A 25,864-nucleotide genomic window follows, 5' to 3' on the forward strand; every position below is an offset into this window, starting at 1 on the left:
TAGTGTTGTCGGCCGCGGGCGTCAGAAGCGGGCGGCCAGGTCGGCGGACCAGTGGAACTCGTTTTCGTAGATGATCGGGAGCGACGCGTCCGCGAGCACGTCCCGGAGCCGGTCGCGGTCGAGCGTCGCCCGCGAGGCCTGGCCGGCCAGCACGGGGTCGTCACCGAACGGCGGTTCGTAGGTCGTCCCGTTTCGCCGCCCGGTCAGCGACTCGCAGGTCAACTCGAAGCCGTCAGGGGTGTCCTCCAGCCAGCCGACGACCGGCGTGCCCGGCGTCGGCGCGAGCGTGTACGTTCCGTCGCCGACCACGACGTAGTCTTTCCCCATCATAATCCGGCGTCTGGAGAGCTGCATGGCCGGCTCCAGCCCGAAGCCGTTGACCAGTAGCCGCGCGAACGCCGTCCCGACGGTCGCGGCCTGCCGGTCGAGCACCTTCGTCAGCGTCACTGCCCCACCGACGCTGCCGCCCTCGACGAGCGACGCCCCCTCCTGATAGGAGCCACAGGCGTTGAGGAAGAAGGTTCGCGTTCGCACGTCGTTCAGCGTCGCCGTCGAGAGGTGGCCGTCGGCGCACTTCAGTCCCGTCTCGTCGCAGTGGCCGATGTAGTGGACGAAGTCGTTGGGCGCTGCGAAGGTATCGGCGAGTTCCTCCCGGGTGAGGTGTTCCCGAACCGTGACCGACAGCGGGAGGTCGGCCGCACGGTCGCGGTAGATATCCGCGACGGCGGCGTGTTCCGCGGCCATCGCGTCGTCGTTCAGAACCACCTCGACGGACAGCGGCGTCCCCCGGTCGCGGTACCGCCCGCGGTTCCGGTAGGCCGCCGTCGTCGTCTTGAACGCGTCGATTGGTGCCCCCGGTGCGAGCCAGGCGTGAATCCGGCCCGCCCGCAGTTCCGGACTGACGACGGTCGTCGCGTCCGTCACCGCGACCTCGCCCTCGGTGCGGTAGAAGTCGTCGAGCGTCCGTTCGAGCAGTTCCGTCCCCCGCAGTTCCGAGGACTCCGGAAGGTAGACCAGACTGAGTGCGTCGAGCAGGTACGGGAGGGCACCGACGTTCCCCGGTTCCGGGGCTGCGTACGTCGAGAAGTGCCACTCGGGCAGCGCAGCGTCCACGTCCCCCTCGGAGACGTTGAAGTACCGTGCCAGCCGCTCGGCCGGCGTCAGTTCACGGACGCGAACTGGATCCAGCCCGAACGCCCGCGCCGACTGGTGACCGTCACCGCCGCCCACGTCGCGCACGAGCGTATCGAAGAAGAAGACCTGTCGGAGCAGGCGCGCCACGCCGTGCTGGAAGGTCGGCAGTTCCCTGAACCGGTACCGAACGCCTGCCTCGGGAGCCACGAGCACCGGCGTCTCGGCGTCGGCGACGGTCACCTCGGCCCCGAGGTAGTACGCGAGCGGCGCCGCGACGAACAGGTAGTCGAGCGACGCCGGCACCCGGAGTTCGATCCCCGTCTCCGGCGTCGCCGCCGCAACCGCGTCCGGAATCGACGGCTCCGCGCCGGTCTCGACCACCGGCGGATGGTCCCGGAGCGACGGGTGAGACCGCCCCGGCCCCGTGGTCCGGTGGGCGGCCGCGAGGTGTGTCACTGCCGTCGCGACCCCCTCCGGCGTCGCCGGAACCGTGACCGTCGCGGGGTCGTTCAGCCGTTCCGAGAAACCCATCGTGACAGGCGTCTGCACCGGGAACTCGATGCACACCGTCTCCCCGTCGGACGCGACCTTGGCCGGGCCCTCGAATCGGAACGTCGCCTCGATTCCGGCGTCGACGGACGGTTCGGTGCCCGGCGTCAGCCGACAGGACAGTCGGTAGGAGCCGTCGCTCACGACCGCGCCACCGGTCAGATCGTACTCCCGGCGCTTCGCGTCCGTGAGCCGTGCCGTCGGTGCCGGTATCGACAGTCCGGTGACCGACCCGGTCACGGTCTCGTCGGCCGCTTTCGACAGCGCAGGTGCTGCCGAGCACGAACGCCAGTCCGTGGTTCGGATCGACACCGCGCCCGCCTCACCGATGGCTCTCACCCCCCCATTGGCCGCCACCCAGGCCAACATGTACGTCAGTTGTATCGACCTACTGGGTTATTATACTTCGGTCGGGTGAGCACGGTCTATTATATCCCCGTCGCTATCCGGCGATTTTTGTTCGATCAAAGTTGTAAATTTTATCTCCCAGGGGGCGGAGCTGGCGTGGTGCTGACCGCCGTCGGGATGGCAGACGACCACACGGCCGTCGCGGAGAGGTAGATTATTGTCCGGGCAGGTCTGAGGGTCGCCCATGAGTTACGAGCACGTTCGGGAGGTCGACCCCGAGGTCGCCGACGCGCTGGTGGGCGAAGTCGAGCGACAGCGGGACACGCTCGCGATGATCGCCAGCGAGAACCACGTCAGCGAAGCGGTCCTCGAGGCACAGGGCAGCGCCCTCACCAACAAGTACGCGGAAGGCTACCCCGGCGAGCGCTACTACGCGGGCTGTGAGTACGCCGACGAAGTCGAACAGCTCGCCATCGACCGCGCGAAAGAGCTGTGGGGCGCGGAGCACGTCAACGTCCAGCCTCACTCCGGGACTCAGGCGAACCAGGGCGTCTACTACGCCGTCCTCGACCCCGGTGACAAGATTCTCTCGCTCGACCTCGAACACGGCGGCCACCTCTCGCACGGCCACCCGGCGAACTTCACCGGGCAGTTCTACGAGGTCGAACAGTACGAGGTCGACCCCGACACGGGCTACATCGACTACGACGAACTCCGCGAACAGGCCGAGGAGTTCGACCCCGACATCATCGTGTCGGGCTACTCCGCGTACCCGCGCGAGGTCGACTTCGGCGCCATCCAGGAGGCCGCCGAGGCAGTCGACGCCTACCACCTCGCGGACATCGCCCACATCACCGGCCTCGTCGCCGCCGGCGTCCACGAGTCGCCGGTCGGCGTCGCCGACTTCGTGACCGGTTCGACCCACAAGACCATCCGCGCCGGCCGCGGCGGCATCATCATGTGTGACGAGGAGTACGCCGACGACGTCAACGCGGCCGTGTTCCCCGGCGGGCAGGGTGGCCCGCTCATGCACAACATCGCGGGCAAGGCCGTGGGCTTCAGGGAGGCCCTCGAACCCGCGTTCGAGGCCTACGCGGCACAGACGGTCGACAACGCGAAAGCGCTGGCCGACCAGTTCCGGGAGCGCGGCCTCGAACTGGTTTCCGGCGGCACCGACAACCATCTCGTCCTGATCGACCTGCGCCCCTCGCACCCGGACACCACCGGCAAGGAAGTCGAAGCCGCACTGGAGGAGGTCGGCGTCGTCCTGAACGCCAACACCGTTCCCGGCGAGACACGGTCGGCGTTCAACCCCTCGGGCATCCGCGCGGGCACGCCGGGCCTGACCACCCGCGGCTTCGACGAGGCAGCGACGCGCGAAGTCGCCGACGTCATCGCCGACGTGGTGGACGCCCCCGACGACGCGGACGTGAAAGCCGAAGCCGCCGCGCGCGTCGACGACCTCACCGACGAGTACACGCTCTACGAGTAGCTCGCCCGGTTCGACCCGAACGTGTTCCGATTCTCGGGCGTACCCACCGACACGAGCTGACAGCGAGACGACAGTCTCTCGTATGAGGGCGCGGTCGCTCGTCCACGACCAGCATATTCAAGGGTTGCTAACCCTAAGCGCAGATATCCCCGACTAACAATGTACGAACACGACGTTCTGGTCATCGGCGGTGGCGGAGCCGGCCTGCGTGCGGCCATCGCGGCCCACGAGGAGGGCGCCGACGTGGCTATCGTGACGAAACTCCATCCCGTCCGGAGCCACACCGGTGCCGCGGAGGGTGGCATCAACGCCGCGCTCCGTGACGCGGACTCCTGGGAGGACCACGCCTACGACACGATGAAGGGGTCGGACTTCCTGGGCGACGCGCCGGCCATCGAGACGTTCGCACAGGACGCGCCGGACGAGGTCATCCAGCTCGAACACTGGGGGATGCCGTTCTCCCGCGAGGACGACGGCCGCGTCTCCCAGCGACCGTTCGGCGGCCTCTCCTTCCCCCGGACCACCTACGCCGGCGCCGAGACCGGCCACCACCTGCTCCACACCATGTACGAGCAGTGTGTCAAGCGTGGCATCGAGGTCTACGACGAATGGTACGTGAGCAACCTGGCAGTCACTGACCACGACGACCCCGAGGAGCGACAGTGCCACGGCGTCGTGGCCTTCGACATCAAGACCGGCGAGATCGAGGGGTTCCGCGCCGACGGCGGCGTCATCCTCGCCACCGGCGGCCTCGGGCAGGTCTTCGACCACACGACCAACGCCGTCGCCAACACCGGCGACGGGCCGGCGATGGCCTACCGCGCCGGCGTCCCGGTCGAGGACATGGAGATGATCCAGTTCCATCCGACCACGCTCCCCTCGACGGGAGTCCTCATCTCCGAGGGTGTCCGCGGCGAAGGTGGCATCCTCTACAACGAGGACGGCGAGCGGTTCATGTTCGAGCACGGGTACGCCAACAACGAGGGCGAACTCGCCTCGCGTGACGTGGTCTCCCGCGCCGAACTCACCGAGGTCAACGAGGGCCGCGGCATCGAGGACGAGTACGTCCACCTCGACATGCGCCACCTCGGCGAGGAGCGCATCCTCGACCGCCTGGAGAACATCCTCCACCTCGCGGAGGACTTCGAGGGCGTCGACGGCCTCGACGAGCCGATGCCGGTCAAGCCCGGCCAGCACTACGCGATGGGCGGCATCGAGGTCGACGAGAACGGCGAGACCTGCATCGACGGCCTCTACGCCGCCGGCGAGTGCGCCTGCGTGTCGATGCACGGCGCCAACCGCCTCGGCGGCAACGCCCTGCCGGAACTGCTCGTGTTCGGCGCCCGTGCCGGCTGGCACGCCGCCGACCGCGACATGGAGACGGCCCAGATCGAGACCGGCCCCTCCGCCAGCGTCGAGAAAGACGAGATCGACACCCCCGTCTCGCCCGGCGCGGTCGACGCCGGCGACGAGGACGTGGCCGCCGACGGTGGTCCCGATGTCGACGACTCGGGGCCTCGCCATGCAACGGATGGCGGTGCCCTCGTCGAGGCCGACGAGGTCATCGAGCACCACGTCACTGCCGAGAAACAGCGCATCGAGGAACTCCTCGAACGTGACGAGGGCGTCAACCACGCCGAAATCCGCGCCGACGTGCAGGAGACGATGACCGAGAACGTCAACGTGTTCCGCGAAGAGGGCGCGCTGAAGGAGGCCCTCGAGGACCTCCGGGTCGCCCGCGAGCGCTACCAGGACGTCTACGTCCGGGACCCCTCGCGGACCTTCAACACCGACATCATCCACACCATCGAGACGCGGAACATCATCGACCTCGCCGAGTGTATCACGCTCGGCGCGCTCGCCCGCGAGGAGTTCCGCGGCGCCCACTGGCGCAAGGAGCACCAGGAGCGCAAGGACGACGAGTGGATCAAACACACCATGCTCCAGTGGAACGAGGGCAGTCCCGACCTCTACTACAAGCCCGTCCTGCTCGACGGCGAGAACAAGAGCTACGAGCCGAAGGAACGCTCCTACTAAACCACCTTTTTCCCGCTCGGGTTCGCGCTTCGCGCGAACCACTCGCGGCAAAAACGTGGGCGAAAAAGCGGGACCTCGCTTCGCTCGGTCCCGTGAACCACCTCGCTCCGCTCTCACGGCTCCGCCGTTCGAGCAGCGCTCGGCGGATGCGTTCTTCGTAATCGCTCGAACGACAGTGAAGCCCGGTCGACCAGGCTCAGACGAACTCGCCGAGCCCCGACTGTTCGGTCTCGTCGGGTTCGATGATTCCCGGCGAGTCGTTGCTCGGGTCGTTCACAGCCGTCGAGATGGGATAGGCGTCGAGGTCGTCGTCCGGGTAGGGTCGACAGAGGTCGGCGCGCTCCTCGGGACCGCCGGTGAGCCACTGATCTTCCTCGTCTGCGGGGAGCACGACGGCCATGCGGTGGTGGAGCGGCTCGATCAGGTCGTTCGGTTCGGTCGTGAGAATCGTGACGGTATCGAGCGGGTCACCCCCGTCGTCGGGCTCCCAGCGTTCGTGGACACCGGCCATGGCGAAGGCAACATCCCCCTCGCGATAGACACGATAGGGGCGTTTCCCACCGCGTTCGACATCTTTCCACTCGTAGAACCCCGAGGAGAGGACGAGACAGGGTCGGGACTCCCAGGCGTCGGCGAAGGCGGGCTTCTCCGCGACGGTCTCGGCACGGGCGTTGATATGCCCACCCTCGCCGGCGTCCGCCCAGGACGGTCGGAGTCCCCAGTGGAACCGCTGGATCGAGTCGGGGTCGTCGCCGGTGATCACCTCGACGGACTCGGTCGGTGCGATGTTGTAGCGAGGCCGGTAGGTATCGGGGACGGCGACGTCGAAGCGGTCGGCCAGGTCCGGCGCCGGTGCGAACAGCGAGGTGCGACCACACATACTACCGTGTACGGCGGTCAGATACGTGGACCTGTCGCCGTTCAGACGGTGTTGTGGTTGTCCCTACCATAGGGTTAATACCGCTCGAAACCGTACTGATAGCCGGCGACAACACCGTTCATCGGAAGGGTGGCTCAGTGGTAGAGCGCTGATGGTCACCGCCAGACACGGCCATCAGTCTTCCCGCATATGGGCTTCGCGTGGTTCGAATCCCGCCCCTTCCACTCCGACACAGGATGCACCGCGAGACACGTCTGTGTCGAGCGGTATCGCCTGTGTCGGTGTGTGTCCGGGATTCGAAGGAGACAGCGTGGAGTCCGAGCACCGCGAGGAAGCACGCTGGCGTGGTTCGAATCCCGCCCCTTCCACTCCCAGCCGACACCCGACGAGACGCATCAGCGGCGCGTCGTCTCGGCGGCCGGGGACGAGACGGAACACATAGCATCGCGGGCGCCGAAGTCGCGGATATGGCCCACGAGGTGACGGTCTACTCACGGGAGCAGTGCCACCTGTGCGAGGAGGCACTGGAGACGGTCGAGGCGGTCGCGGCGGCGGTCGAGGCGACGGTCGAAATCGAGGAGGTGGACGTGGACGCGGACCCGGACCTGGCGGCGGAGTACGGCGACCGGGTCCCCTACGTCTTCGTCGACGGGCGGCCGGCGTTCAAGTTCCGGGTGGACGAGTCGGAGTTGCGCTCGCGGCTGGAGTCCTGAGCGGGCGCCGTCGGTAGGTCTATCTGGGTCGGCGTGGACGACGCGGATATGCAGGCTGTGATCCTGGCCGCGGGGGAAGGGACCCGGATGCGACCGCTGACCGAGTCGACACCCAAGCCGATGCTCCCGGTTGCGGACCGGCCGCTGATGGCACACACGGCCGACGCCGCCGTCGAGGCCGGCGTCGACGAACTGGTCCTCGTCGTCGGCTACGAGGCCGAAAGAGTCCGCGAGTACTTCGGTGATGAGTACCGCGGCGTCCCCGTCTCCTACGCCCGGCAGGAGGAACAGCTGGGGACCGCAAACGCCGTCAAAGCCGCCCGAGACCACCTCGAAGGCGAGTTCGCGGTCCTCAACGGCGACGACCTCTACGACCCCGCAGGCCTGGCCGACCTCTTTTCCGGCGGGCCGGCGGTGGGCACCTACGAGGTTGCGGACCCGACGCCCTACGGCGTGTTCGCCATCGAGGACGGGACGGTGGTCGACATCGTCGAGAAGCCGGCGGACCCGCCGTCGAACCACGTGAACGTCGGCGCGTACGTCTTCCCCGCGGCGGCCCGCGAGTGGCTGGACGTGCCGACGAGTGAGCGCGGCGAGGAAGAGATCACGGACGTACTCGACCGGGTGATCGAGGAGTTCGCGGTCCGGACCGTTGAGATCGACCGCTGGATGGGCGTGGGCCGCCCGTGGGAACTGCTCGAAGCCAACGAGTGGAAACTCGGCGACCTCGACCGCCGTATCGACGGGACGGTAAAGGGCGACGCCGATCTCCGCGGACAGGTCGTGGTCGAGGACGGTGCGACGGTCGAACCCGGCGTCGTGGTCGAGGGACCGGTCATGATACGGAGCGGTGCCCACGTCGGCCCGAACGCGTACGTCCGCGGTGCGACACTCGTCGGCGCGGACGTCGAGGTGGGCCACAGCGTCGAGATCAAGAACACGGTCATCCGGCGCGGATCGAACGTCCCCCACCTCTCCTACGTGGGCGACAGCGTCCTCGGCATGGACGCGAACCTCGGCGCGGGGACGCAGGTCGCCAATCTCAGACACGACGACGAATCAGTGCGAATTACGGTCAAAGGCGAGCGGGTCTCGACCGGTCGCCGGAAGTTCGGCGTAGTCGTCGGCGACGGCGCGAAGACGGCGATCAACACCAGCCTGAACGCCGGCGTCGTCCTCTCGGGCGGCGCGACGACGACGCCGGGCGAAACCGTCACCCGGGACCGCTGAGGCGATATCGGGGACGGGAGCGGGCCTCGCTCAGAGGAGCGCGAGGGCGGCTTCCCGGAGCGTCTGCCCCGATCCTTTCACCCAGACGGTGGCGACCGACGCGGCAGAGAGGCCGGCGGCCACCGCCCAGACGAACAGGCGTTTCAGGTTCGCGACGACCCTGTTCATACCACCTGGTTCGACCGAGGCCCCCTTTGAACCACCGCTTCGCCGGCGCCCCGGTGAAACCACTGCGAACCCTATCGTCAGCCGTTGCAGGAGTTATTAGTGGATCGGGAGAGAGGAAGTACTACGGATGATTGACAAGCCAGACCTCAGTGACTCGGCAGCGTTCATCACGGGCACGACACGCGGAATCGGAAAACGGATCGCCCTCGACCTGGCGGAGCAGGGCTGTGACATCGTCTCGACGGGCAAGACCGTCGACGACTCCGACTCCGACCTGGAAGGGACGATACACAAGACCGCCGAGGAGTGCGCGGAGAAGGGCGTCGACACTCACGCGATCCAGCTGAACGTCCGCGACGAGGACAGCGTCGACGCGGCCATCGAGGAGGCCATCGACGAGATGGGCGAGATCAACATCGTCATCAACAACGCCAGCGCCATCCAGGTCGCGAGCGTCGAGGAGATGCCGGCCGACCGCTTCGACCTCATGAACGAGGTCAACGTCCGCGGGACCTACCTCGTCTCCCGTGGCTTCATCGACCACCTCAAAGACGTCGAGGAGGACGCCTGGATACTGACCAACGCGCCGCCGGTCAAGATGGAAAGCGCCGCGGGCAAGGCCGCGTACTCCTGGTCGAAGATGGGGATGTCCTTCATCACGCGCTCGCTCGCGACCGAACTGGGCGGCTACGACATCGGCTGTAACTCCTTCTGGCCGGCGACGGCCATCGACACCCGTGCCACCCGCTACTTCGGGATGGGCACGGAGGACGACTGGCGCAAGCCGGAAATCCTCTCACACACCGTCCTCGCCATCCTCAAGCGCGACCCCGGGGACTTCACGGGCGAGGCGGTCTACGACGAGGAGATCCTCCTCGAAGAGGGGCTCGAGGACTTCTCGGAGTACAACCTGACCGAGGGCGACCCGGCGGCGATGTCGGCGACGATGTTCGACCCGGACTACGAGCGCCCGTACTGACGCGGGGTTTCGATTTCGGTTCGGAACCGGTCATCTGTGATATGTGGGATTAAGTAGGACGGTTCCGGAGGTACATCCAATGGTTGATCCAACATCGGATATCGGCGAGGGCGTAGACGAGGCGGACGCGCCGTCGTGTGCGACCTGCGGTGCGTCCATCGTTGAGTCGACGAGTCACCGCGTCATTACGTGGATCGAGGACGGCGACGTGCAGTCGGCTCACTTCTGTGACGAGCAGTGTCGGATGGACTGGGACGGCGACGACTGACGGGAGCCGCGACTGAACGGCTCCGGGCGAACGACACTCTGTGACTGTTCTTCCGTTCTCGAACCGTCTGACATACGCGTTCCTCGCGTCTTGTCAGAAGGGTGTGATAATGGCTCTGGTTCGCGGTCAGGCGGGCACGCGCTCGCCGAACAGTTCACGCAGGTGGTCGTTCAGAAACAGTCCCTCCGGGTCGAACTCGCGTCGGACTGCCTGGAACCGGTCCCACTCGGGGTAGCGAGCGGCGAGAGTAGCGGCGTCGCAGTCGTGGCGTTGCCCCCAGTGTGGCCGCCCCTCGTTGCGGCCACAGATGGACGCCACCGCCTCGAAATACGTTCGGTAGGGTTTGGGTGGTACTTGTGGACGGCGACGAAGGCCGAATCGCGGCCGTATGCCGGACTGAGCGGGATATCGTCGCCAGCGACGTAGCGGAACTCCACGGGGAAACACACGTCCTCGCCGCTCTCCTCGATCCACGAGCGGATGGCACGCACGACCGCGGCGCCGTCGTCGGCCGGGACGCTCCACTCGCTCTCCTCGAACCTGACGGCGCGGTCGTGGGCGAACTGCTCGTGGCTCGGCGCGACCGAGCGCTCCTCGGAGAACGTCCACGCGGCGAGTGTGCTCATCGCGGGCGTCGTCGCGGGGACGGCCGTCGACAGCCGACACATCGCCTCCCAGGCGAGGTTCTTCAGTCTGCTGTCGGAGTCGCCGCCGTGCCCCGTGTGAGGGTCGTCAGTCCGGTTCATCGTCTTGACGAACGCCGTGTCCGTGTGCGGGAACCGGAAGAACTCGAAGTGACGGTTCTCGCTCCGGAGGCGTTCGAGGTCGGCGAGACACTCGCCCAGGGGCATCGGCCGGGCGTGGAACCGGAGGTCGTAGGCCGGGACGAGATCGAGCGTCACCGTCGAGATCACGCCGAGTGCGCCCAGCGAGACCTGTGCCGCCCGGAAGGCGTCGCCGTCCTCGGGGCCGAGTTCGACAATCTCGCCGTCGGCGGTGACCAGTCGCAGGCCCGCCACCTGCGGCGAGAGGACGCCGAGGTCGATCCCGGTGCCGTGGGTCCCGGTGCTGAGCGCGCCCGCGACCGTCTGTGCGTCGATGTCGCCGAGGTTCTCCATCGACAGACCGTGGGCCGCGAGTTCGTCCGTCAGGTCACCGAGCGTCGTGCCCGCCCGGACCGTGGCGCGACGCTGGTCGGCGTCGACGTCGACGATTCCAGTGTAGTTCTCAGCGACACCAGCACGTCTCCGGTCGGGACGACTGGCGGGAGCGAGTGGCCGGAGCCGGCGACGCGAAGCGAGCGCGTCGACGGCGGCAGGTCGGCGACGATCTCGCGGAACTGTGCCTCCGACGCCGGCGCGTGGCCGGGGGCGACAGGACGCGCCGCCGGCCCAGTTGCGCCACTCGGTCACGGCCGCGGCCGCCACCGTCGCTGCCCGCTCGACGTGCGCCGCCGAGTCGACCATCAGCGTGATCGTCGTCCCGGCCACGACGGCCTCGCAGACGGCCTCGATCTCCGTGCGGTCACAGACCGGGTACGCCACGAGCAAATCCTCGAACCCCGCCGCGGCGAGAAACGCTGCTTCCCGGCCGTGATAACACATGACGCCGCTGAAGGCGTCCCGGTCGAGCAATCGCTCCATAACCGCCGGACAGCGAATCGACTTCGAGGCGATACTGACCGGAAGCCCGCCCGCCCGCTCCGCCACCGCGTCGGCGTTCCGGGCAAGTACGTCGAGGTCGACGAACGCGGCTGGAAGGTCGCGGTCGGACAACCGGTTCCGGTAGTAGTCGCAGGCGCGCATCCACCTGCTCCCGTGTGTGACTAATACTCACTGAACGGGAACGTAGGGGTGGTGCCTCGAACGCGAGGCTCCGGCGGGTCAGTCGAGCCGCGACTCCCACTCGTCGGCGGGGAGCGACTCGCCAGTGACCCCGTTTGCCCCCTGTGCGGCGAGCAGGACGGCGGCGTCGTCCATCACGTCCGGCTGGAGGATTTCCTGGCGCTCGTCGTCGGGGAGGTGGTCCCAGAAGCCGGTGTTCACGCGGCCGCCGGGGTCGACGGCGTTGACGTTGACGCCGTCGTCCTCGTACTCCATGGCGACGGAGCCGGTCATGCCCTCCAGCCCGTACTTCGAGGCGACGTAGGGCGTGTAGTTCGGGGCAGGTCGGCGTCCGAACCCCGAGGAGACGTTGAGGACGTTCCCGCGACCCTGTTCGACCATGTGGGGTAGAACGGCGCGGGTGAAGAGGTAGACGCCGGTGAGGTTCGTCTCCATGATTCGCGTCCACTCCTCCGGTGTCACGTCGGCGAGGCGCTTCCCGCCGTCGCCGAGACTGAGGAGGCCGATTCCGGCGTTGTTGACGAGCGTGTCGACGCCGCCGAAAGCATCGACAGTCTCGTCGACGACGGCCTCGACCGCGTCCTCGTCGCGCACGTCCGCCGTCGCCACGAGGGTTTCGCCGGGTTCGTCGGCGAGGTCGGCGGCGATCTCGTCGAGCGTCTCGCGGCTGCGGGCGACGAGCGTGACCGACGCCCCCTCGCGGACGAACCGTTCGGACATCGAGCGACCGAGCCCACGACTGGCGCCAGTCACGACGATCCGCTCGCCGTCGAGCATCTACTCGAACTCCCCGTCGTCGACGTCCTCTTCGGGGTGGGCCGCGGTCTCGATGCGGTGGTGGGGGAGGAAGTGCGCGAGATCCGTCGTGGTGATGATTCCGATCGGCTCCCCGTCGTCGGTGACGGGCAGTTTCTTCACGCCGTTTTTGCCCATGCGGTCGCCCGCTTCCTCGACGGTATCGGTCGGGCGGATGGTGACGACCGGCTCGGACATCAGGTCGCTGACGGTCGTCGTCTGCGGGTCTTTCCCCTGGCCGACGCTTTTGACCACGTCGTACTCGGTGATGATTCCCCGGAGTGGGGTTTCGCCGATGACGAGCGACCCGACCCCTTCCTCGGCGAACACACGAGCCACCTCGTCGATCGTGGTGTCCGAGTCGACTGTCTTCACCGGAGAACTCATGACTTCACTGACTGGCGTCTCGTCTGCCATACTCAATACCTCCAGTGCCGGCCACATAAGCGTAGTCCTCGACGGAACCGTCGTGTCGAGACGGCGTCTCTCGGTCCGTGCGGCGGCCCGACTAGTCCCGCATCCCCTCGCGGAGTTCCTGCATCCGCTCCTGGATGGCCTCGATCTGTTCGGTCACGTCGCCCGGCGCACCCTCCTGGAGTTCCTGGAGCTGTTCTTCCGTCTCGTCGACGAAGGAGACGGTCTGTTCCTCCAGGTTCTCGTGGGCCGACAGGAGCTGGTCGAGCTGGCCCTCGACGGTGTCGAGGTACTCCTCGGACCGTTCCTCGAAGTTCTCGACGCCCTCTTCGGTCACCTCGACGGCGCGCTCGCTCGCCTCGCCCGCGGCCTCGTCGGCCGCAGCGAAGGCCTCGTCGATGGACTCCCGCACCTGCTCGAACGCCGCCTCGTCGCCCGGCACCATCCGCTCGATGGCGTCGAGCGTGTTGTGCAACGCTTCCTGTGTCATCTCCCGGCTGCGCTCGCCGGCCTCGCTCCCGCCCTCGACGCCACGGAGCATCGCCTCGTTGAGCCGCTGCTGGAACTCCAGGCCCTCCTTGAACGCCTCCTGGCTCCGCTCGATCGCCTCTCGCTGCAACTCGAACGCCTGACTCACCGGATTGTCGTCGTTCGACATGGTCCGAGTTTCTACCGCGAAGCCACAAATACTCATCCCCTCGGTCGCGCCCGCCGACGCCCCGAGCGACGTTCCCGGGCAACGTGGCCGAGCGACACTCCCGGGCAACGTGGCCGAGCGACACTCCCGGGCAACGTGGCCGAACGGCGCTCTCGGTCGACGTGGCCGACGATGGCCCCGGCTGCCGTCGTCAGTTACGCCGCTCTCCGCTCGTCTCTTACGGAGAATCGAGGAGAAATCCTCGCCCTTCAGGGCGGGGAGGATGTCAATCGTAGGTGTTCGTGTAGCCGCCGTCCCAGAGCATATCCGCGCCGTTGAGGTGTTTGCCGTGGCTCGAGAAGCCGAAGGCGAAGAGGTTCGCGACCTCGGCGGGAGTCATCATCTCCTTCGTGCGGGCCTGGCCGAGCATCACGTCCTCGACGACTTCCTGCTCGGAGATGCCGCGTTCCTGGGCGGTGTCCTCGATCTGGTTGACCATCAGCGGCGTCAACACGTAGCCGACGCTGACCGAGAAACCGCGCAGGGTTCCCTCGCCCTCCGCGGCGATGGAGCGGGTCAGCCCCGTCAGGCCGTGTTTCGCGGTGATGTAGGCCGGCTTGTCCTTCGTCGCGTACTGGCCGTGGATGGAGGACATGTTCCCGATGGCACCCACGCCGTCGTCGGTCGCCCGGATGTGGGGCATGGTCTTCTTGGCGACGTAGAAGGGGGCACGGAGCATCACGTCGAGCAGGAGGTCGTACTTCTCCATGGGGAAGTTCGGGATGGAGGCGATGTGTTGCATCCCGGCGATGTTGGCGACGTAGCGAATCCGTCCCTCGTCGGCGGCTTCCTCGACCATCGCGTCCACGTCCCCTTCGTCGGTGAGGTCACAGCCGACGGGGACGAACTCGCCGGCCGCGTCACAGTCGGCGGCGACGTCGCCGGTCTCGGCCATCCCCGCCTCGTCGATGTCGGCGCCGACGACGGTGAGGCCGTTGGCGGCGAGGGCGACGGCCGTCGCACGGCCGATGCCGGAGCCGGCACCAGTGACGATGGCGACGTTGTCCCCGGTGAACCGGGGATCGTCGAGAACGAGCAGATCGTCGCGTGTGATCTCGGGCGCGCTCAGATCGAAATCGGAGTCAGTCACGGTAATCCCTCGGGTGCTATGTCGACCGGGTCCTACATAACGTATGCTCCGGACGGGACCGCGGGCCAGTCAGGCGCCGACGGCTCAGAGCGACTCGTAGTCGGCCCGGTCCTCGCCGGGGTCGAGGTGGACGGCACGGAGCACGGTCACGTCGCGGAGGCTGCGCGTGCTCTCCAGCGCGGGCGCGACGACGCGCGTCTCCGCGTCCGGGATCGCTTCGCCGTCGAGCCGCGTCGCGACGAGGCCCTCGATGGCGACCGAGACGGGGACACAGACCTGGAAGCCGTCCCGTGCGCGGAAGACGAGATGGGTGGTGTCGTCGGGCATCGGCGCCCGGTCGAGGAGGGCAGTCACCGGGACCCCGTACCACTCCCCGGCGGCGCTCGTCCCGGTGTCACAGGAGAAGCCGGTTTCGAGCGTCGTCGTCGGGAGCGGGTCGTCGTCGGTGTCGCCGCGTTCGGGGAGCGCCACGACCGCGATGTCCTCGCCGACGACGGTGACGTGGCCGGGTGCGTCGTGGTCGACGGTCGGCGTCGGCTCGACTGCGTGGTCGGCCACGGGAGTCACCCCTCGGTCGTCGCCCGCGTTTCGGCCCGTCTGTTGCGCTGGAAGTCGGCGAGGAGTTCCCGGGCGCGCCTGATGCCGACGACCCGGTCGCCGTGGGCGCGCTCCTCGAGTTCGCGCAGTTTGTACCGGAGCAGCGACAGCCGGCCGTGGTCCGGCGCCATCGGTTTCTCCTCCGCGAGGAAGTAGATGTGTGAGGCGATCCGGTCGAGGTCGCCCTCGACCCCCGTGTCCGGCGGCGTCGCGATGGCGTCCAGCACCTCCCGATTCGCTTCTCGAAGGCGTGGTCTCGTCATTGTCCGAACCTACGTCGCCCGTGCGTGAAAAGTCCACCCATCGTACCGCTCTCGCGCCCGTCGAATCCGGCTGGGGAAACCTATTTTACTTCATGTATTCTATTACGACACCAGAAACGGTTACAATGGTCACGAGACGACAGGTGGTTTCGGGGCTGCTCGGCGGCGCCGCAGCGGGTGGCGTCGGCGTCACGGCGCTCAGTCTCAACGCTGGCGGGAGCGACGGTCGCGTGTCGACCCTCGTCGCGGGGAGCCTCCTGGGGGTCGCCGAAGCGGTCGGCGACGCGGCGGTGGAGGCACACGGGAGCGCGGCCGTCCGGCAGTTGGTCCGTGACGGCGCCCGGGAGCCGGACGCCGTCGCGGTCGCCGACCCGCGCCTGCTGGCGGGGATCGCCGATTCAGCGCGGCTGTTCGCGACGAACGCGCTCGCGCTCACGTACGACCGCGACTCGGCGTACGCGGATCGACTGCAGTCGGACTGGGCGAGCGCGCTCGGCGCCGAGGACATCCGGGTCGGCCGGACCGACCCCGCAGTCGACCCGCTCGGCTACCGCACCGTCATGGCGCTCCGTCTCGCCGAGGCGTCCGACGTCGACGGGCAGGCGGTCCTGCGTCGGAGTTCGATCCACCCGGAGACGGAGATCACGAACCTCGTCGACGGCGGGAGCCTCGACTGTGCGTTCGTCTACGAGAGCATGGCCGTCGAGCGGGGCCTGCCGACCGTCGATCTGCCGCCCCGCATCGATTTCTCGGACCCTGATATGGCCGACCACTACGGCTCGGTCGCCGTCGAGGTCGACGGCGAGCGACTCCCGGGGACCCCGATCAGGTACGCGGCCACGGCGCTGACCGAGCGCGGGCGGCAGTGGGTCGATCGGCTCGTCATCGGGCACTCACGCCTGCGGGAACGTGGATTCACCGTCCCGGCGGGGTATCCGGAGCGGCGACCGATCGAGTGACCGCCCTCAGTCCTCGAGGTCGGGGTCGAAGAGCTCCTCGATGCTGGCCTCGAAAAAGCGCGCGAGGCGGAAGGCGAGTTCGAGGGACGGGTCGTAGCGGCCGCGCTCGATACTGTTTATCGTCTGTCGCGTGACGCCGACGGCCTCCGCGAGGTCCGCCTGGCTCATGTCGGCGGCCTCGCGCCGTTCGCGTAGGTCGTTGTCCATCGTCAGCGGTTCGCTCGGGCGACGAGGAGGGTGCCCAGCCAGAGGAGGTAGATGGCGGCGATCGTCACCCCGACGCCCGCCATGAACGGCGTCCACTCGTAGTAGCCGAGCGCGTTCGCGACGACGAGCGACGGGAACACGACCGCCGACGCGATACCGACCGTGCCGATCGTGTTGGCACCAGCCGTGCGCAGCACTTCGTCGTCGCGTTCGTCGAATCGGACGTCGCCGACCCGCTGGTACGCGACCGCAGCGAGAGCGGCGAGGGCGAACACCCCGACCGCGGCGAGCTGTCGACCAAGCAGGAGCAGTCCCGTGAATCCGAGCGCCGCGACGATCCATAGCGACACGTATGTCGTCCGCGGCGATCCGATCCGGATGCGTTCAGTGGTTGTCATGGGTGTGGGAACGCGAGCTATTGTAAAGCTCGCTTTACAGTAAAGTGTACTTTACACCTACTAATAAAGCTGGCGGTCGTGTGAACGCCCCGCCACAGTGGCGGCCTCGAAGCTAAGGCGCTGGCGGCCGAAGTGCGGATATGGCCGACGAGACGTTGTGCTGTCGACTCTGTGGGGCGGAGTTGCGCCAGGACCTCGTGGCGACCGGGCGCCGGGCCTGCTGTCTGAACGCGACGAAAATCGTCGGCGCGTGCCCGGAGCACGGGCCGGTCGGTCCACATCACGCCGTCGAGGACGGGGAGTGAACGGTGTCGGCGGAGACCGGAGTCAGGACAGCGGACTGATGTCGTCGACCGGGTGGACCGAGTAGTCCACGGAGACGGTGTCTTTCGTGGCCCGTATCTTGCCAACGAACGTCGAGATGTCCTCGAGTTGCCCCTCGAGGACGAACAGCTCCATGCAGTAGTGGTTCCCGACGTGGCTGTGGAAGTTCGAGACGACGAGGTCCTCGTAATCGTGCCGGAGATGCATCATCTTCTCCTCGACGCTCGTCGTCTCGAAGTCGAAGAGGACGGTGACGATAGCCATCAGCTCCCGGTCCTCCAGGCGCTTGTCCTCGAACTCCCCGAGAAGGTTCCGGACGGCCTCCCGGACAACCTCGCTCCGGCCGGTGTAGCCGTGTTCCTCGCCAAATTCGTCGACCCGTTCCTCCAGTTCGTCCGGCATCGAGATACTGACGACTCCCATGTATTAACTCGGTGCCGGACGAGTAATAACTATTCATACTCGCGGGCGTGTCCCGCCCGTTTCCTGCGGGACGCGAGCGACGGTCCTGCCAGCCCGTGACCCGGACAGTGGTCAGTTCGAGACCGGTGCCGGCCCGCGGTCGTCGAACCGCCACCGCCCTGTCCGTCGAGGACGGGCAACTGCTCGACCGCACCGACGTTGGCGACCAGGAAGAGGGCGAACGCGACCCGGATCAGAATGCTCAGATAGGCGTTGAGGACGGCGAGGACGGAAATGTCGTAGATCCCGACCAGCGAGAGGAGGGCGAAGACGATGAGCATCGCGATCAGGAACCACAGGAGTTTCCAGGCCTTCCAGTGGAGGAGACGCTGTTCGTCCGGCATCGCCGCTGCCCGGTCGGCGATACGCCCCCGGAGGAGTTTGAAGAGGAGGACGAGTCCGATCGCAAGCAGCAGTTCGTCCCCGCGTTCGTACCCTGTCTCACGTGCTGTCATCGGTCGTCTCCTATCCGAGCAGGTACCGCAGCCACGGGTTCGATTCGACGAGCGTGGTTCGTTCGAGGTACTGATCGAGACCCCACACGCGGCCGGCACCGACCACGATTGCGGTGATGAACAACACGAGGCCGAGCAGTTCACCGTTGACGAAGCCTCGTCGCCACGCCTCGTTCCCGAAATCGGCGACGGCACCATCGACGTCAGCCTGCACGTTCGCGAAGACGCCGCCCAGCGGTTCTCGCGCATCTGGAACGACATCCGGGAGAGATAATCATGCACATCGGACTCGTCATCGGGAAACTCGTCACGGTCGGACTGGGACTGTTGATAGCGTACCAGGCCTACAGAGGGTACAGGGCGTACGGCAGTGAGCCGATGCTGTACGTCGCCATCGGCTTCCTGTTCATCAGCATCGGTGCCGTCATCGAGGGCATCCTGTTCGATGTCGTGGGACTTTCGAAATTCCTGTCGGGTACCATCCAGAAAGCCATCGTCGCAGCCGCCATGATCGTGATCCTGTACTCGCTCTGCGGCAGACTGGGACAGTCCGTCAACAGGGAGGGCGAGTCGTGACCGACCACTGGGCGACGGTGTTGGTCGCCGTCCGGGTCGTTCTGCTCCTGCTCGGCGTTGCTACGACGGCGATTAGTTTTCGCGCCTACCGCCGCGAGAAAGCCCAATACCTCCGCAACGCCACAGTCGGATTCGCGCTCATCACGCTGGGCATCCTCGTGGAAGGATTCCTGTATCAGCACACGGACCTGGCGCTGACGCAGGTCCACATCGTCGAGTCCGTCGCGCTGGCCTGTGGACTCGGCGTGCTCCTCTATTCGTTTCTCCGGTAATCGGTCGGAGCCCGCCCCACCAGTGACACAGTCCGACCACACGGCGACTGAAACCCTTATAAATCCGACTCCCCAAGTGGGGACATGACTTACGATACCGTCGTTTTCGACAACGACGGTGTCCTCGTCGGTCGAACGCGTTTCGAGGTTCTTCAGGACGCTACTGAGGAGACGTTCGAGCAGTTTGGTGTGACCGACCCGGACCCCGATCACGTCGAAGACATGACTATTGGAGCAACCCCAGAGCAGGTCGCCGCTGTCTGTGACAGATACGGCCTCGAACCGGAGTCGTTCTGGCGCACTCGCGACCGGACGCTGTCGGGGGCCCAGCAGGAAGAAGCCCGCGCAGGACGAAAGACCCCCTACGGAGACGTCGAGACGCTCACCGAACTCGACATCTCGATGGGGGTCGTCAGTTCGAACCAGCAGGAGACGGTCGACTTTCTTCTCGATCACTTCGATATCTCGGAGTTGTTCGACACCGCGTACGGCCGTGAGGCGACCATCGAGAGCCTCGATCTCAGAAAACCGAACTCCCACTACCTCGAACGTGCCCTCGCCGACCTCGAAGCCGAATCCGCGTTGTTCGTCGGCGACAACGAGTCAGACATCAAGGCCGCCGAGAACGCTGGCATCGACTCGGCGTTCATCCGCCGGCCCCACCGCCGCGACTGGTATCTCAACGTGTGGCCGACCTGGGATATCGACTCGCTCGACGACCTCCACGGAATCTGTAACGCCTGAGGACGGCCCCAGGTACTCCGCAGGTGGCGGTGGGACTGGGACAAGGTACGAAGCCGAACCGTATGAAAAACCGCCCCGTTCAGTCCTGCGGAACTGTCTGGGTCGACTGCGCCGTGGCAGGTGCGGGGGGCTCGTGTGTCCCGAAGTCCGGGTGAGTCTCTTCCATCCAGACATACACGACTGCGCCGGAGACGAACATCAGGAGTCCAGTCATGTAGAATGCAGCTTCGGCGTTCACGAACTCCATCGAGAGTCCGATCAGGATCGCGCCGACGGCGTAGCCGGAATCGCGCCACATCCGGTAGACGCCCATTCCCGACGACCGCCACGTCGGGTGAGCGGCGTCGCTCGGCACAGTCATCAGGTTCGGATACAGCAACGCCATCCCGAGACCGGAGATAGCGGCCAGGACGGCCCACGCCAGGTATCCCCCGACGAGCACCATTCCGAGGACGCCAGCTCCTGCGAGAAACATCCCCCAGATAACGGGCGGACGGCGACCGATGCGGTCGGCGAGTCCACCAGTCGCAATCTGGAGGAAGTACATCGCGCTGTGGACGCCGACGACGACACCGACGGCCGCGATACCAAGACCCTGGCTCACTAGATACAGCGGGACGGCGATCCAGAACAGCGTGTCCACGAAGTTCTCGATGTGACCGGCCTGCGCCGCGGCGAACAGCGTCCTGTCACCGTAGGTCGCCCGCTTCAGCACTTCGTTGAACGGCAGGTGGGCGTCGTGGTGGTCGTCGTCACCTTCGGCCTGGGCGTACTGGACGGTCTCTTTGATCAGGAAAATCGAGACGAGAAACGCCAGCACGACGACCGCTGCGAGGAAGTAGAACGGCTCGGGACGGAGACTCCACTGCCCAGCGATGACGCCGGTGAGCCAGGCACCGACAGCGACGCCAGTGTATCCGAACGACTCGTCGATGCCGACCGCGAGGCCACGCTGATCGGGCCCCGCGAGGTCTATCTTCGCGTTGATCGCCATGCTCCAGGTCAGCGCCTGATTGATACCCAGCAGGACGTTCCCGACGGTGATCCAGCCCCAGCTGGGAGCGAAGATGAGAATGAGCGGCAGGGGGAGTGCCGTCGCCCACCCGGCGACGAGAACTGGCTTGCGGCCGTACTCCTCCCCCCATTTACCAGCGTAGAGGTTGAGGATCGACTTCACGATTCCGAACGAGACGACGAACGAACCGATAACGAGGAACGACGTGACGCCGAGTACCTCTTCCCCCAGAACGGGGACGACGGTCCGTTCGGACCCGATGGTTAGACCGGTGGCGAACACCAGCAGGACGTGCAGTGAGAACTGTCCGAGGTGCTCGCGGATTCCCTGTTTGAGTTTAGTTCCCGTACTCATGGATTCATTCAGCGGCGCAGTTGTTGGGGCCCAGTTCCAGTTCGGCCAGCTCGTCGGCAGGAACCGACTCCTGACCGACGTTCGTTCGCTTGACGCGCTCGAAGTTCGGGGGATGATCCGGGATATCCGACGCGAGCTCCGCGACGAACTCCTCGCGGCCGCGGCCGAGATCCTCGTTCCCCTCTCTGACTTCCGCGAGGGTCGCGGTCACAGGCGGTTCCGGCGAGCCAGGATCGTGTGCTGGTAGGACAACTGCATCGTCCGGTCTGTCCAGCAGCCGCTGGAGGCTCTCGTACAGCGTCGCGGCGTTCTGTTCGACGTCGGAGTCTTCGATTCCCGCTTCGACGCCGAGTTCGACGCGCCCCACGCTCTCGTGGAAGAGCGTATCGCCCGTGATCAGCGCAGCACCGTCGATATCGAACGAGACGCTCCCTTCGCTGTGGCCCGGTGTGTGGATGACCTCGATATCGAGGCTGCCGACCGTCACGGTCTGTCCGTCCTCGACCGGCGTCGCGTCGATTGCGAGCGCGTCGTTCGGGTGGAGGAAGTAGGGGACGCCGTGTCGGTCGGCGAGTTCCGCAGCGCCGGAGACGTGGTCGGCGTGGGCATGGGTGTCGGAGACCCCGACGAGTTCGGCGTCGTATTCGTCGAGAATCGCCTCGTACTCGTCGAGATACTGTGACGGGTCGAAAACTGCGGCTTCACCGTCGGAAATGAGGACGTGTGAGAGGCAGCCCTTCCCCGGCCGCGCGACCTGAACGAGCGTGCCATCGAGGTCGGTTGGCACTGCTGCGTGTCGGTGGACACGGCTCCAACCGTTCATCCCGTCGATGAGCGTCGCCGCGTCGTAGTCCAACTCTTGGAGAACTTCCGTCGCGGTCTCCGAGACGACACCGGCAGCACAGACAGTGACGATCCGTTCGGTACGGGGGAGATCCGAGAGGGCTTCCTTGGCCTGTTCGGACCCTGCAGTTAGTTCGTCGTAGACATCGACGTTGATACTACCCGGAATGTGCCACTCCTCGAAATCCTCTTCGTGGCGAATATCGAGGACGAGCGGGTCCTCGTCACCGTTTTGTAACTGTTCGCTGAGTTCCTCCGGCGGTATCTCCTGCATCGGTATTCCTGAATAGCAGGTATATTTGAATATAGGCGCTGCCGGACATGACCGGCACTGTTAATTTTGGCCAGTTCGAAGTCGTCCGTATGAGTCTGTACGAGGCCTCGATCCGCGTCAAACACGAGTGTCCATACCGGGAGATTTCGGAACGGCACCCGGACTTGACAATACGTGAGTGGCCGCTAAGCGACTGCCAGGTGCTGGAAATCACATCGGAGGCGACACCGACTGACGAGTTGCTTGACGACATCGATCAACTCGGAACCGTTCTACACGAGTCGGAGGATGAAGACGGGTATCACGTTGTCACGCAGTCCTGCCTGTGTTCACTTGAACAGTCGATCATCGACCGCTTCGAGGAACACGACTGTCTGTATCAGCCGCCGACGATCTACCGCCAGGGCTGGGAGCACTACACGGTGGTCGCGTTCGACGGTGAAGACATTCGAGAGTTGCTCGACGATCTGCGAGCTGACAGAGAGATCGAACTGCTCTCGAAAACCTCGATTTCGGAGAAACAGATTCCCCACAGCATGCTGGCTCCGGCGAATCAACTGTTCGAGGACATCACTGACCGGCAGTTAGCGGCGCTCCAATTGGCACTGGAAAGTGGGTACTACGAGCAACCGCGGAAAACCTCACTCCGGGACCTGGCCGACCAGACGGCCGTCGCTCGCTCGACGTACGAAGAACACCTCCGGAAAGCGGAGAACAAACTCCTCACGAACGCGGGACAGTTCTTGCGCCTGGTCACCGCGACATCGACGGCCGACCCGCTGCAGGTCGAGGAGACGCGACAGGGGGAACAGGCTGCCGATTAGGTGCCAGCATTCGTAACGATATGAGCGACGTCGAGAGTTTCATTCGGTTCTGTGAGAGCGAGTTCGGGACGGCGGTCATGAACCGTGAGGCCGCGTACGTGAAACAGCACGTCAGCGCGGACGACCGAATTTTGGACGTTGGATGCGGCATCGGCTCGCTCGAAGAACGTTTTCCCGATCACGAAATGATCGGGGTGGATCGCTCGGAGGCGATGATCCAGGCAGCACAGGATCGAGTTTCTGCACCGTTCGTTCTCGGTGATGCGACCGCGCTCCCTATCGCAACTGCGTCCGTTGATGCTGTCGTCTCCGTCTCGACACTCGAATTCATTCCCGATATCGATGCAGTCCTCGCGGAAGCGACTCGCGTACTCGCTCCTGGAGGGACTCCCGTTGCACTTATGTTGAACACACGTTCCGAGTACGTTCAATCGAATCTCCGGCGAGAAGGTTCCTACTTCCAGCGGATGGATCACGGGACTCTGAGGCGTTGGCGGACACGATACTCGAATACATTGTGGGCGACCAGGAGTTCTTCTTGGGTATCTCCGACGAGCAAGTCTTCGAGAGCGCAGATTCATCGAAAGCCGCTATCTCAGCGGTAGTCGGGACGCTGCCCAAGTGACCACAATATCCTTGTCCGGGTTCCGTGAACACGAACTACATGACTGACTCGGCTGATCCGGACTCGTCTCCGCTTTTCGAGGCGAAAGAATTCGACGAATCATCTGTATTCTCGCCAGAAGCACTGCTGGAGAACGCCCGACGCCAGAAGGATCTCCCAGAACGCTCAGTCCCGGAAATCTGTATCCTCGATCCAGATGGAGATATCGTCCGCCAGTTGTCGGCCACCGGCGAAGCACACAAAGATGAAGCGTGGCCCGGTTATCACACTGACCTCTATCGGTTCGAACGAAACGGCGAGGAGTTCGGAATTGTCGGGTGTGCTGTCGGGGCACCGTTCGCCGTGCTGCTTGCAGAGCAATTGTTCGCCGCAGGCTGCCAGTTTCTCATAAGCGTCACTTCCTCAGGACAGATCGTACCCAAGGACGATCCGCCCTACTTCGTTCTCATCGAGCGTGCGCTCCGCGACGAAGGAACGAGTCACCATTACGATTCGACGAGTCGCTATGCAACTCTCGATGACGAGCTTCGTGCTTCGGTGGTGGAGGAGTGCGAAACCGTGTCTCGACCTGTATACACGGGAGCAACGTGGACAACGGACGCACCGTTTCGGGAAACGGAGACTGCAATCGACCGTGCCCGATCAGACGAGATTCTTGCTGTCGAAATGGAGGCAGCAGCACTCTACACGTTCGCCAACGTTCGAGAGCAGCCAGTCGTTTGCTTCGCCCACGTGACCAACCAAATGGGGCAGACAGAGGAGGATTTCGAGAAAGGGGAAGCAGATGGTAGTCAGGATGCACTAGAGGTAATCGACGCGTCTGCTACGGCTTGGAGATCTTTAAATTGACGTATCCAGCGATAAGTTCAGGAACGATGTAATGGTGGGCACAGCATCATTCGGTGATTGATTTTCTGATTTCCGACGAGTTTGGCTGTACGCGAATCCCGGTGACATCCACTTGCCCAATCGCCCATCGAACGAAAGCAAAATCAGACCCGTTCGACTGATAATCGCACCTCAGTCTGGCGATTACTCCGTTCCAAATGTATGGGCGCTGCAGGCGTGCGTTCGATGAACGGACGAATCCACCTTTAGGCCCTGATACAGGCGAATCCGGGCATCTCACACAAGGAGGTTTAACAGAATTCAGACTATTCTGAATGCGGGTGCGAGATACAGGGCGCATATCTTACAGAGCGATTCTGTGTCCAGGTTCGTTGGACTCCAGCGTAACATCTACTTGTGGTGAATACGTTGTATTCGTCATGAGCAGTTCGATACGTATTTCCGAAGAGACAAAACGGAAACTGGAGGCAAGGAAGCGGGAGGGAGAGTCGTTTGACGACCTGCTGGACCGCCTCGCTCGAACAGAGAAAGATGTCGAGGAGATGGGCGGGTGGCTCGACGAGGACGAGGCCGAGAAACTGGAAGAGCACGTCCAGGAGAAGCGCGAAGAGTTGAACGAGTCGCTCAAACAGAGGAAGGGCCGGACCGATGATCGTTCTTGACACGGATGTGCTGGTAGAATTCGCCCGTTCGAACACGGCTTCCACGGTGAAATCGTACCTCTCACAACGGGCGGACGAGCAGTGGATCGTGCCATCGATTGGGCTGTACGAGTACCTCACGTACTACGGCTCACAGTCACGACGTCGGAAGGAACGCCGGCAGGTGGAGAAGCGGGTTGACGCAGTCCAACCGCTGGATGCCGACGCCGCGCTGGAGGCCAGTGACATCGAGAACCTCTTGCGTTCGTCTGGGACGTCACTCGGAGCCGGTGACCTCCTGATCGCCGCAATCGCTCGCGACTTGGGCGCAACGCTCGCGACCAGAAACAAGAACGACTTCGATAAACAGCCAATCCACCAACTGATGGATATCGATATTGTTCGGTAGTTACCCACAATCTGGTTGATGACGATTTCGATGGGACGGCGGCCGGGTATGAGTCAACAGTCCGTTGCCCCTCATTTTGCACACCTACCCAATGAAGTAAGTGATTGGTTAACCATGCAGAGATGGGTTCAGGAA

32 protein-coding genes, 1 tRNA gene and 1 pseudogene are annotated in these 25,864 nt (G+C 65.1%); 17 read left to right on the forward strand and 17 right to left on the reverse strand.

Annotation, left to right across the window (positions count from 1 at the left end):
* Positions 1–21 precede the first annotated feature (21 nt).
* The gene (locus MUG96_RS12590) at positions 22–2,052 is read right to left on the reverse strand and encodes a hypothetical protein (protein ID WP_246983288.1); all 2,031 of its coding nucleotides are present in this window, start codon (positions 2,050–2,052) and stop codon (positions 22–24) included.
* 223 nt (positions 2,053–2,275) lie between these two features.
* On the opposite strand from MUG96_RS12590, the gene glyA reads away from it, so the two are divergent.
* Both glyA and MUG96_RS12600 read left to right on the forward strand, forming a co-directional pair.
* Positions 2,276–3,523, forward strand: a complete 1,248-nt coding sequence (gene glyA, locus MUG96_RS12595) for a serine hydroxymethyltransferase (RefSeq protein WP_246983289.1) — start codon at positions 2,276–2,278, stop codon at positions 3,521–3,523.
* Positions 3,524–3,682: 159 nt separating this feature from the next.
* Complete coding sequence (locus MUG96_RS12600) at positions 3,683–5,560, forward strand: FAD-binding protein (RefSeq protein WP_246983291.1); 1,878 nt, start codon at positions 3,683–3,685, stop codon at positions 5,558–5,560.
* 196 nt (positions 5,561–5,756) lie between these two features.
* Here MUG96_RS12600 and MUG96_RS12605 read toward each other — a convergent pair whose 3' ends face one another.
* Entirely contained in the window at positions 5,757–6,440 is a 684-nt protein-coding gene (locus MUG96_RS12605; RefSeq protein ID WP_246983293.1) for an SOS response-associated peptidase, read from the reverse strand.
* Positions 6,441–6,563: 123 nt separating this feature from the next.
* Here MUG96_RS12605 and MUG96_RS12610 point away from each other — a divergent pair.
* The 3 genes from MUG96_RS12610 (at position 6,564) to glmU (ending at position 8,383) form a co-directional block, all read left to right on the forward strand.
* Positions 6,564–6,664 (forward strand) — tRNA-OTHER (locus tag MUG96_RS12610).
* A gap of 243 nt (positions 6,665–6,907) precedes the next feature.
* Positions 6,908–7,153, forward strand: coding sequence for a glutaredoxin family protein (locus tag MUG96_RS12615; RefSeq protein WP_246983295.1), 246 nt, complete (start codon positions 6,908–6,910; stop codon positions 7,151–7,153).
* Between the two features lie 48 nt (positions 7,154–7,201).
* On the forward strand, positions 7,202–8,383 hold the full coding sequence (glmU, locus tag MUG96_RS12620) for a bifunctional sugar-1-phosphate nucleotidylyltransferase/acetyltransferase (RefSeq protein WP_246983297.1): 1,182 nt from the start codon (positions 7,202–7,204) through the stop codon (positions 8,381–8,383).
* A 30-nt stretch (positions 8,384–8,413) separates the two neighbouring features.
* Here glmU and MUG96_RS12625 read toward each other — a convergent pair whose 3' ends face one another.
* Positions 8,414–8,551, reverse strand: coding sequence for a hypothetical protein (locus MUG96_RS12625; RefSeq protein WP_246983299.1), 138 nt, complete (start codon positions 8,549–8,551; stop codon positions 8,414–8,416).
* Between the two features lie 127 nt (positions 8,552–8,678).
* Here MUG96_RS12625 and MUG96_RS12630 point away from each other — a divergent pair, with 127 nt between their 5' ends.
* On the forward strand, positions 8,679–9,530 hold the full coding sequence (locus tag MUG96_RS12630) for an SDR family oxidoreductase (protein WP_246983301.1): 852 nt from the start codon (positions 8,679–8,681) through the stop codon (positions 9,528–9,530).
* A 79-nt stretch (positions 9,531–9,609) separates the two neighbouring features.
* Entirely contained in the window at positions 9,610–9,798 is a 189-nt protein-coding gene (locus MUG96_RS12635) for a DUF7576 family protein (RefSeq protein ID WP_246983303.1), read from the forward strand.
* Positions 9,799–9,924: 126 nt separating this feature from the next.
* Here the strand turns inward: MUG96_RS12635 and MUG96_RS12640 are convergent.
* The 7 genes and pseudogenes from MUG96_RS12640 to MUG96_RS12670 form a co-directional block, all read right to left on the reverse strand.
* Positions 9,925–11,603: pseudogene (locus MUG96_RS12640) on the reverse strand (D-arabinono-1,4-lactone oxidase).
* A gap of 78 nt (positions 11,604–11,681) precedes the next feature.
* Positions 11,682–12,419 carry an SDR family NAD(P)-dependent oxidoreductase gene (locus MUG96_RS12645; RefSeq protein WP_246983307.1) on the reverse strand — a complete coding sequence of 246 codons (738 nt, stop codon included), beginning with the start codon at positions 12,417–12,419 and terminating at the stop codon, positions 11,682–11,684.
* Complete coding sequence (locus MUG96_RS12650; RefSeq protein ID WP_246983308.1) at positions 12,420–12,854, reverse strand: CBS domain-containing protein; 435 nt, start codon at positions 12,852–12,854, stop codon at positions 12,420–12,422.
* A gap of 91 nt (positions 12,855–12,945) precedes the next feature.
* Positions 12,946–13,509, reverse strand: a complete 564-nt coding sequence (locus MUG96_RS12655) for a hypothetical protein (protein WP_246983309.1) — start codon at positions 13,507–13,509, stop codon at positions 12,946–12,948.
* Between the two features lie 265 nt (positions 13,510–13,774).
* On the reverse strand, positions 13,775–14,638 hold the full coding sequence (locus MUG96_RS12660; RefSeq protein ID WP_246983310.1) for an SDR family oxidoreductase: 864 nt from the start codon (positions 14,636–14,638) through the stop codon (positions 13,775–13,777).
* Between the two features lie 84 nt (positions 14,639–14,722).
* Positions 14,723–15,196, reverse strand: coding sequence for a molybdopterin-dependent oxidoreductase (locus tag MUG96_RS12665; RefSeq protein WP_246983312.1), 474 nt, complete (start codon positions 15,194–15,196; stop codon positions 14,723–14,725).
* A 5-nt stretch (positions 15,197–15,201) separates the two neighbouring features.
* On the reverse strand, positions 15,202–15,498 hold the full coding sequence (locus MUG96_RS12670; RefSeq protein ID WP_246983314.1) for a DUF7553 family protein: 297 nt from the start codon (positions 15,496–15,498) through the stop codon (positions 15,202–15,204).
* Positions 15,499–15,623: 125 nt separating this feature from the next.
* On the opposite strand from MUG96_RS12670, the gene MUG96_RS12675 reads away from it, so the two are divergent.
* The gene (locus MUG96_RS12675) at positions 15,624–16,457 is read left to right on the forward strand and encodes a substrate-binding domain-containing protein (protein WP_246983316.1); all 834 of its coding nucleotides are present in this window, start codon (positions 15,624–15,626) and stop codon (positions 16,455–16,457) included.
* Positions 16,458–16,463: 6 nt separating this feature from the next.
* Here MUG96_RS12675 and MUG96_RS12680 read toward each other — a convergent pair whose 3' ends face one another.
* Both MUG96_RS12680 and MUG96_RS12685 read right to left on the reverse strand, forming a co-directional pair.
* Complete coding sequence (locus MUG96_RS12680; RefSeq protein ID WP_246983317.1) at positions 16,464–16,664, reverse strand: helix-turn-helix transcriptional regulator; 201 nt, start codon at positions 16,662–16,664, stop codon at positions 16,464–16,466.
* 2 nt (positions 16,665–16,666) lie between these two features.
* Complete coding sequence (locus tag MUG96_RS12685; RefSeq protein ID WP_246983318.1) at positions 16,667–17,062, reverse strand: hypothetical protein; 396 nt, start codon at positions 17,060–17,062, stop codon at positions 16,667–16,669.
* Between the two features lie 140 nt (positions 17,063–17,202).
* Here MUG96_RS12685 and MUG96_RS12690 point away from each other — a divergent pair, with 140 nt between their 5' ends.
* Entirely contained in the window at positions 17,203–17,367 is a 165-nt protein-coding gene (locus MUG96_RS12690; RefSeq protein WP_246983319.1) for a hypothetical protein, read from the forward strand.
* Positions 17,368–17,389: 22 nt separating this feature from the next.
* On the opposite strand, the gene MUG96_RS12695 is transcribed toward MUG96_RS12690, so the two are convergent.
* The 3 genes from MUG96_RS12695 to MUG96_RS12705 are packed head-to-tail and all read right to left on the reverse strand — an operon-like array spanning position 17,390 to position 18,517.
* Positions 17,390–17,809, reverse strand: coding sequence for a CopG family ribbon-helix-helix protein (locus MUG96_RS12695; protein WP_246983320.1), 420 nt, complete (start codon positions 17,807–17,809; stop codon positions 17,390–17,392).
* A gap of 29 nt (positions 17,810–17,838) precedes the next feature.
* On the reverse strand, positions 17,839–18,303 hold the full coding sequence (locus tag MUG96_RS12700; RefSeq protein ID WP_246983321.1) for a hypothetical protein: 465 nt from the start codon (positions 18,301–18,303) through the stop codon (positions 17,839–17,841).
* A 10-nt stretch (positions 18,304–18,313) separates the two neighbouring features.
* The gene (locus MUG96_RS12705) at positions 18,314–18,517 is read right to left on the reverse strand and encodes a hypothetical protein (protein WP_246983322.1); all 204 of its coding nucleotides are present in this window, start codon (positions 18,515–18,517) and stop codon (positions 18,314–18,316) included.
* Positions 18,518–18,579: 62 nt separating this feature from the next.
* On the opposite strand from MUG96_RS12705, the gene MUG96_RS12710 reads away from it, so the two are divergent.
* The 3 genes from MUG96_RS12710 (at position 18,580) to MUG96_RS12720 (ending at position 19,895) form a co-directional block, all read left to right on the forward strand.
* The gene (locus MUG96_RS12710) at positions 18,580–18,879 is read left to right on the forward strand and encodes a DUF7521 family protein (protein ID WP_246983323.1); all 300 of its coding nucleotides are present in this window, start codon (positions 18,580–18,582) and stop codon (positions 18,877–18,879) included.
* Positions 18,876–19,151, forward strand: coding sequence for a DUF7521 family protein (locus MUG96_RS12715; protein ID WP_246983325.1), 276 nt, complete (start codon positions 18,876–18,878; stop codon positions 19,149–19,151). The genes MUG96_RS12710 and MUG96_RS12715 overlap by 4 nt, the downstream gene beginning before the upstream one ends.
* 84 nt (positions 19,152–19,235) lie before the next feature.
* Positions 19,236–19,895 carry an HAD family hydrolase gene (locus tag MUG96_RS12720; RefSeq protein WP_246983326.1) on the forward strand — a complete coding sequence of 220 codons (660 nt, stop codon included), beginning with the start codon at positions 19,236–19,238 and terminating at the stop codon, positions 19,893–19,895.
* A 79-nt stretch (positions 19,896–19,974) separates the two neighbouring features.
* Here MUG96_RS12720 and MUG96_RS12725 read toward each other — a convergent pair whose 3' ends face one another.
* Together MUG96_RS12725 and MUG96_RS12730 are read right to left on the reverse strand one after the other, a co-directional pair.
* Positions 19,975–21,264 (reverse strand): MFS transporter, encoded by a 1,290-nt coding sequence (locus MUG96_RS12725; RefSeq protein WP_246983327.1) that lies wholly within the window; start codon positions 21,262–21,264, stop codon positions 19,975–19,977.
* Positions 21,265–21,268: 4 nt separating this feature from the next.
* Positions 21,269–22,381, reverse strand: a complete 1,113-nt coding sequence (locus MUG96_RS12730) for an MBL fold metallo-hydrolase (protein ID WP_246983328.1) — start codon at positions 22,379–22,381, stop codon at positions 21,269–21,271.
* A gap of 89 nt (positions 22,382–22,470) precedes the next feature.
* Here MUG96_RS12730 and MUG96_RS12735 point away from each other — a divergent pair, with 89 nt between their 5' ends.
* The 5 genes from MUG96_RS12735 (at position 22,471) to MUG96_RS12755 (ending at position 25,729) form a co-directional block, all read left to right on the forward strand.
* Positions 22,471–23,205 carry a helix-turn-helix domain-containing protein gene (locus tag MUG96_RS12735; RefSeq protein ID WP_246983329.1) on the forward strand — a complete coding sequence of 245 codons (735 nt, stop codon included), beginning with the start codon at positions 22,471–22,473 and terminating at the stop codon, positions 23,203–23,205.
* Positions 23,206–23,225: 20 nt separating this feature from the next.
* Entirely contained in the window at positions 23,226–23,810 is a 585-nt protein-coding gene (locus MUG96_RS12740; RefSeq protein ID WP_246983330.1) for a class I SAM-dependent methyltransferase, read from the forward strand.
* Between the two features lie 59 nt (positions 23,811–23,869).
* Entirely contained in the window at positions 23,870–24,679 is an 810-nt protein-coding gene (locus tag MUG96_RS12745; RefSeq protein ID WP_246983331.1) for a nucleoside phosphorylase, read from the forward strand.
* Between the two features lie 419 nt (positions 24,680–25,098).
* Positions 25,099–25,341 (forward strand): antitoxin VapB family protein, encoded by a 243-nt coding sequence (locus MUG96_RS12750; protein WP_246983332.1) that lies wholly within the window; start codon positions 25,099–25,101, stop codon positions 25,339–25,341.
* Positions 25,328–25,729: a type II toxin-antitoxin system VapC family toxin gene (locus tag MUG96_RS12755; RefSeq protein WP_246983334.1), complete on the forward strand. Its 402-nt coding sequence runs from the start codon at positions 25,328–25,330 to the stop codon at positions 25,727–25,729. Before MUG96_RS12750 ends, MUG96_RS12755 begins: the two co-directional genes overlap by 14 nt.
* The last annotated feature ends 135 nt before the right edge of the window (positions 25,730–25,864 follow it).

The sequence above is a fragment of the Halorientalis marina genome (genome assembly GCF_023028345.1).
GTDB lineage: Archaea > Halobacteriota > Halobacteria > Halobacteriales > Haloarculaceae > Halorientalis > Halorientalis marina.